Genomic DNA, 6,893 nt, shown 5'->3' on the forward strand with positions numbered 1-6,893 from the left:
ATGCGTAAATCTCTGTAAATCCAATAAATACCCTATCCAAATAGCTTAAACTAATGGATTATTTTTTATATCGATTGAAATCTAACTTATGATAATTTGTACTGAAAAAAGACAGTAGAATTTGAGTAGCTAATTTACATACTCAAATTCTACCTAAAGTGGGGTGTTTATCGTAGTGAACCAGTATAAATATTTTTTATCCAATATTCAAAAACAGGATCCTGAAGTTCGGTTATATTTCCGGGTAGAATGTCTATTAAATCTTTTTCCAAAGTCGCCTTTCTTAGATTTTTTATATTTGCAGAAGTTCCCAGTTTATATTTTGTAAGAACATCTTTCGACGAGAAATTTGTGACACCATCTGCCACCGCCAATAGAAAATTAATTTGCTTGGATGTTAATGTGTCTATTATATTGGCAAACAGAAGGCTTAACTGACCAGTCAGACTTAAGAATGCTTCATCGAGAATACTGTCGGTACACTTTTTTTCTGTACGTAACCAAACTTGTTGGCTTAACTGCTGAACATAATATGGATGATCCTTTACCCTGGCTGCTATTTGATTACATAATTCTTTTGAAATTTCTTTTCCGGTATCGGAAAAGCGACTGGAAATAAATGAAATCCAATCTTCCCTTCCTATCTTGTGAAGAAATAAAATGTCCCCGAATTTATAGAATGGCATGCTATAGTCATTAAAAATATCCAGTAACATATGCCGTTTACTCCCGTAAAGACAATAACAGACAGATGTTTGTTTCTGCCAATGAGCGCGCAGTTTACGTTGGAAAGCCAAAGAATCTTCGTATTCATTGATATTTTGGAATTCATCGATACAGACAATAATTTTTTTCCCGGTATCATTCGCTATAACTTGCGGTAAATCCAATATTTCATCATATCCCATCTTATTATCCTTAAAACTTATTCCGAATGAAAACTCATAGGTTTGACTACTGTCTGATACTGAAATAAGCGGAGCCATTTTTCCTAAATATTTTTTTACACCGGATACAAATTCTTCCCAGGCAGAGGTTGAAACTTTTAGCAACGCATTGGCAAAAGCAACATAAAATTCTTCTTCTGTCCGGCAGTTAAATATGTCTACCTGACAAATAATAAAATCCCTACTTGAACTTTGAAGAATTTGTGCCGTCTTACTTACCAAAGAAGTTTTTCCCCAACGGCGTGGAGAAATAATGACGGTATTAACCAAGCCATTGAAATTTTGGGTAAGCAACTTAACCTCTTGTACCCTGTCTGTAAAATTATCTTTGTCGGCTATGCGGCCATACACAAAAGGAGTATTCATAACTTTTATCTATTTTTCGATTGAAACAAAGGTAATTAAAACAGATGTAACCAACAAATTTGAAATCAATCGATTTCAAATTTGTTGGTTACATCCATCTTTTTACGTTAAAATATTTACCCGGACACCTTTTTTTCTAATTATCAATTTGTCACTACCTTACCGGGTAAATCGGATTAATATACCGGGTAAATGAAAATACCCTGGCGACTAATATTTTTTAACATATCTATTTAATGCGTAAAGGCCCAAAAAAATATCTTCTTGTCAATATGAGATTTACTCCCAACCTGCATTTTGCTGCTTCGATAAAGTCGGATTTCTTAAAATATCGTTTAACGGAATAGGCCAGATAAAACGTTTATCAGTATAAGGAATAAACTTTTTGCTGGAACTATACCATTCAGATTTAACCTCTCCGTTTACAACGAATGCACCTACACCCTTGCTGTTGTTGTATTCAATTTTAGCAGGGATACCACCGGACGGGAATAGATCATCATTTGCAAGACGATGAATATCTTCCCAACGACGGCCTTCACCATGAAATTCAATACGACGTTCCCAAAGAATAGCTTCTAACAGTGCTTTGGTATCAGCGAAATCCGAAGCCTTATAACTTTCCTGTGCAGGATTTGCCAATGATCTGTCGCGCACTTCATTCAACTTTTCAAGAGCTAACGTCTTATTGTTGCTACGTGCTGCAGCTTCAGCCTCATTCAGAAGCACTTCTGAATAACGGAGAATCGGGGCCCATGCATCCTGAGAAGTAGGATCCTGATATTTATCACAGTAATAATATTTATCAGATTCACGGTATAGTAGCAAGTTACGACGCTTGTCGTCTTTTGTCCAGTATTTGGAGTTATAAACGGTAGGAGATGAAGTTATAATGGCACGTCCTCCGTTACGACCCGACATCATCTGACCTAAAGAACCGTTGACATCCGGATTGTCTTCCGTACTATTTTCGATCGAGAAAACAGATTCTTTGTTATCGGCACTTGAAGTAAATGGAGTAACCGGATCTGTTTCCAGTTGGAAACGTCCGCCTTCCAGTTTTTCAGCTTCTTCAATAACTTTAGCCCAATTCCGCATATGCAGATAAACACGGGTCTTTAAAGCGACAGCTGCCCCTTTTGACGCGCGGGATATCTTGCCCGCTGTGATAACATCTGGCAATAATTGTTCTGCATCATCCAGATCTTTAAGGATTTGCGCATATGTTTCGGCAACAGTCGAACGGCCAATCTGTAATGCTTCCTGAATAGCTTCCGGTGTATTAATTGCCGTAGTATACAGAGGCATACCATAATTATTATTCCCATCCACATTGTAAGGAAGTGCATAATGAATCATTAAATTATGGTATGTCAAGGCACGTAAAAACAGACATTCGCCTTTATATTGATTGGCTGTCGCTTCATCGAGTATGCCATTGCTACCGGCATATTCCTGACCTGCATACACTGTATTGTAACGGTTTATAGCCTCAAAAGAGGTTTCCCACATAGCGACATTATTCGCTGTAGATAAATTGTAGGTCGCTGAATAGGTGTAATCGTAAAATACGGCCGTCAGGTTCATATCTTCACCTCTCATTTCTCCTTGTTGTATACTGGCAGCCCCGAATGGATAACCACGCTGCCAGCCATTGTCAGAATTGATATACATACCACACTGGGCAGCATCATAAGCACCGATCATAGATAACTCGCATCGTGCCGGAGTACCGTAAGCTGTCAAATCGGAGAATTTATCAACCGGAGACAGATCCACCACATCGCTTTCGCAAGCAGTGAATAAGGGTAGCGAAATTAAGGCTGCGCCTAATGCTACAACTGATATATTTTTATATAGTTTTCTATTTAGCATAATTGTAATTTTTCTACTGATTTATATTCTTAGAATGTGACATTTGCTCCAAAAGTAAACGAACGCTGCTGAGGCATACCATTCCAGTCTACGCCCAAACGAGTGTTAGTTTCCGGATCCAAACCTGAGTATCCTGTGATAGTGAATAAGTTCTGAGCCTGTGCATACACACGGATCTTGGTTATGTTTATTGCCGATAAAACAGATTTCGGCAAAGTATATCCCAGAGCCAGGTTTGACAGCTTCAAGTAATTACCTTTTTCCACAAAGTGAGAATCGGTGAAGCCGTCATTGAACAAGACAGACTGGTCATTGTAACCGATTCTTGGAGTCATACCATCACCCGTTTCTGTAGGAGATACCCATCTGCCCAAAATTTCCTTACCATTATTAGCAAATTCCATATTCATCAAAGCACTCTGGCGAGAAGCATTCATGATTTTATTACCACCGGAGAAACGAAGGAATATATTCAAATCGAAATCTTTATAGGTGATCGTATTGTTCCATCCGCCATACCAGGTAGGCATAGAAGATCCTAAGATTTTACGGTCGCTAGACCCCAAAGAGGAAGATTTTGATACGTCTTTAGGGTTGGACGGATCATATTCAACATAGTCATACGAGCCGAATGTATCGAACTGCACCAGGCTGCCATCCGCTTTTCTCCAGATAGGGTTACCGTTTTCCATATTGACACCGTAATAGTCGTATCCGTATAGTGAACGATAAGATTCACCTTCACGGATAATTGTATAATTATCAATGATATCCGTTCCACCATACAATGACTTAACAGTATTTTTTACAGTAGAGAAGTTCAACTCAGAACGCCAGTTCCAGTCTTTCGTTGAGATAACTGTACCGCTTACGGTCAACTCAAATCCGGAGTTTTTGATTTTACCGATATTATCATAATATGAGTTGTAAGGAATACCCATTGTCGGAGGAGTCGGAACTTCCAATACAAGGTCTTTTGAATTCTTTTGCCAATAAGCCAATTCAAATGTCAGGCGGTTGTTGAAGAAAGAACCATCCAGACCCAAGTCAAACGTTTCAGTCGTTTCCCATTTCAGGTTGTTATTACCCATACGGTTCCAGGCTACACCGGATTGTGAGCCGTATAGTTTTGCACCATAAGTTCCTAGGTATGGGAAGTTATTTCCCAGATCGGAATTACCTAATGTAGCGTAGCTAGCACGGATACGCAAATCGTTGAACCATTCGTTCACCTGAGCGTCTTTCCAGAAATTCTCACGAGATAAACGCCATGCAACGGAAGCCCCCCAGAATGTACCCCAACGAGTATCTTCCGGTAAGCTGGATAATCCGTCGTAACGGATAGATGCACCCGCATAATATTTACTATCATAATTATAGTTTGCGCGGAACATATAAGAAGCAAGTCCGTTAAATGTTTTGTATCCGCCGATATCTTTTATACCAAAAGTATTGGAGATAATATGGTCTGTAAAGAACCTGTCAGACAACTGCTGAACGGCAGCATCTGTATATTCATACTCACTGTGAGTGTATTCCTGAACAGCTGTTGCGCTTAAATTATGCACATCATTAAATGAACGATTAAAATTCAGGATATTCTGCCAGTTCCAGTTTTCATACGTTGTGTTTACTTCTTCAAGCAAACCTTTACGTCCGTAACCGTCACCTGATTCAGAGTCCCAATACATAAAGTCTTTTACATTAGAGATATCAAGACCTCCCTGAGTTTTCAGTGTAAGTCCGTCCATAATAGTGATTTCAGCCCAACCACCACCGATGACACGTGTATTGGTAGAGCGGTTCACATTATTATCCAATGCCCAGACAATGTTTTGAATACCATTATCAATATAAGAAAGGTTATTACCACGTCCCAATGTTTTGCGGCTTTCCTTATCGATATTATATCCGGTCGGATCAGTCGGATCGAAAACGGCCACATTCGGAAGCATACGAACTCCGGCAAAACCTACACCACCCAGTGAGTTCTCCGAATTTGATATACCATTCAATTTTGTACGGCTCATCTGGCCATTCAAACCAATACGTAACCATTTTGTTGCCTGCTGGGTCAAATCGGCTTTCAAAGTCAGACGATTCATATCATTTGAACGAACAATACCTTCCTGCTCTGTAAACCCGAAAGATACATAATACTGACTTTTATCTGTACCACCGCTGGCTGCAACGTTGTGATTATGCTGGAAACCGGTCTGGAAGATATAATCGTTCCACTTTGTATCAGGATCTGAAGCATTATAAACCGCTTGTCCTTTCTCTTCCCAGTTCTCTAATTTTTCATTAGCGATCATGACAAAATCTTTTGCACCCAAAAGATCATGCAATTTAGCAGCACTGGCTGCACTTACATATCCGTCATAAGTAACTTTAGCACGTCCTTTTGTTCCTTTTTTCGTAGTAATCAAAACAACGCCATTCGCTGCACGTGAACCATAAATAGCCGTAGCAGCACCGTCTTTTAATATTTCAACTGATTCAATATCATTCGGGTTTATATCCGACATGGCATTGAATGATGCATACAACTGTCCCAAACCTGTTTTACCATCTCCATTGTCTCCGGTAGCAATAGGCATACCATCTACGATGAACAGAGGCTGAGAGCTGGAACTGATGGTACTCATACCACGAACTTTAAACTGAGGCCCGGCACCAAGTACCCCGCTAGGAGTGGTTACTTGAACCCCGGCGGCACGTCCTGCCAACTGGGTATCAAATGAGGATGCCACCAGGTTACTGAGGGTTTCTCCTCCAACTTTCGCAATAGAGCTTGTTACGTCTTTTTTGCGTTGAGTTCCATACCCTACAACGACAACTTCGTCAAGATTTTGAGTATCAGATTTTAATTTGATATGAACCACAGGAGAGACAGAGAGCTCTTGAGTTTCCATACCTACGTATGATACAATCAGAGTCTTTGCAGAACTCGGCGAATACCTCTTACACGAATGTAAAATCAAGGGAAGAAGACTTAATATTAATTATCTAAAAGATATATCGGTATCTTTTTTATACTTTTCTATCCAACTAATATATAATTCATAATAGTATGAAACACTCCTGATAAAGAGATTTTATTATGTCTTGTTATATACATTTTTTCACACATAAACAATCTTCTCTGTTTTTATAGAAACTCATTGGATTTCATCAAACCATCTCTAAACGAACTTATGAATAAAAAATAAGATTACTTTTTCTACCCAAATGGAACCTGTCACTTTTCAGGCCAAATAAATCTTAGCCTAAATGTGAAAATGACCTGGTTAAAAATAGGTAATTTTAAAACGTCTATTTAGATGAAATGTGAAAATAAAAACGAGAAATTTCTCTTCAAAGTGCCATTTTTCATGCTACTTTGTTAATTAACAGTCTGTTTTTGGTAAATTCCTGTTACTTTTTTAGTGTTATAATAAATTTATTATTACATTTGCGGCTTCTCTGATATGTTTTATAATAGGTTTTAGGCGAATTCTATATAATATAGTACAAATTAGTTATCTTATAGTTAAATAAAAAAGTGTGTCTATGAAGAAGTTGACTTATCTTCTGTTTTGCCTGTTTTTAGGCATTGGATTGGCGACTGCTCAGACGACGAAAGTAACAGGTACTGTTATTTCGGCGGATGATAATGAGCCAATCATTGGTGCATCGATTGTTGTTAAAGGTACAATGGTCGGC

Annotated in this window: 3 protein-coding genes and 1 pseudogene; 1 reads left to right on the forward strand and 3 read right to left on the reverse strand. The window is 38.6% G+C overall.

Translation table 11 applies throughout. The annotated features are described in order from the left end of the window. Nucleotides 1-167: 167 nt before the first annotated feature. The 3 genes and pseudogenes from IEY67_RS25025 to IEY67_RS25035 form a co-directional block, all read right to left on the reverse strand. Nucleotides 168-1,313, reverse strand: coding sequence for an AAA family ATPase (locus IEY67_RS25025; protein ID WP_122357342.1), 1,146 nt, complete (start codon nucleotides 1,311-1,313; stop codon nucleotides 168-170). A 279-nt stretch (nucleotides 1,314-1,592) separates the two neighbouring features. Then, the gene (locus IEY67_RS25030) at nucleotides 1,593-3,188 is read right to left on the reverse strand and encodes a RagB/SusD family nutrient uptake outer membrane protein (RefSeq protein WP_183672543.1); all 1,596 of its coding nucleotides are present in this window, start codon (nucleotides 3,186-3,188) and stop codon (nucleotides 1,593-1,595) included. Between the two features lie 29 nt (nucleotides 3,189-3,217). Continuing rightward, a pseudogene (locus tag IEY67_RS25035) lies at nucleotides 3,218-6,142 on the reverse strand (SusC/RagA family TonB-linked outer membrane protein); the annotation flags it as partial. 598 nt (nucleotides 6,143-6,740) lie between these two features. Here IEY67_RS25035 and IEY67_RS25490 point away from each other — a divergent pair. Next, nucleotides 6,741-6,893: SusC/RagA family TonB-linked outer membrane protein (locus IEY67_RS25490; protein ID WP_189086837.1), on the forward strand; the 153-nt coding region annotated here is incomplete at its 3' end.

This window comes from Parabacteroides faecis, assembly GCF_014647375.1.
In the GTDB taxonomy this organism is placed as follows: Bacteria; Bacteroidota; Bacteroidia; order Bacteroidales; family Tannerellaceae; genus Parabacteroides; species Parabacteroides faecis.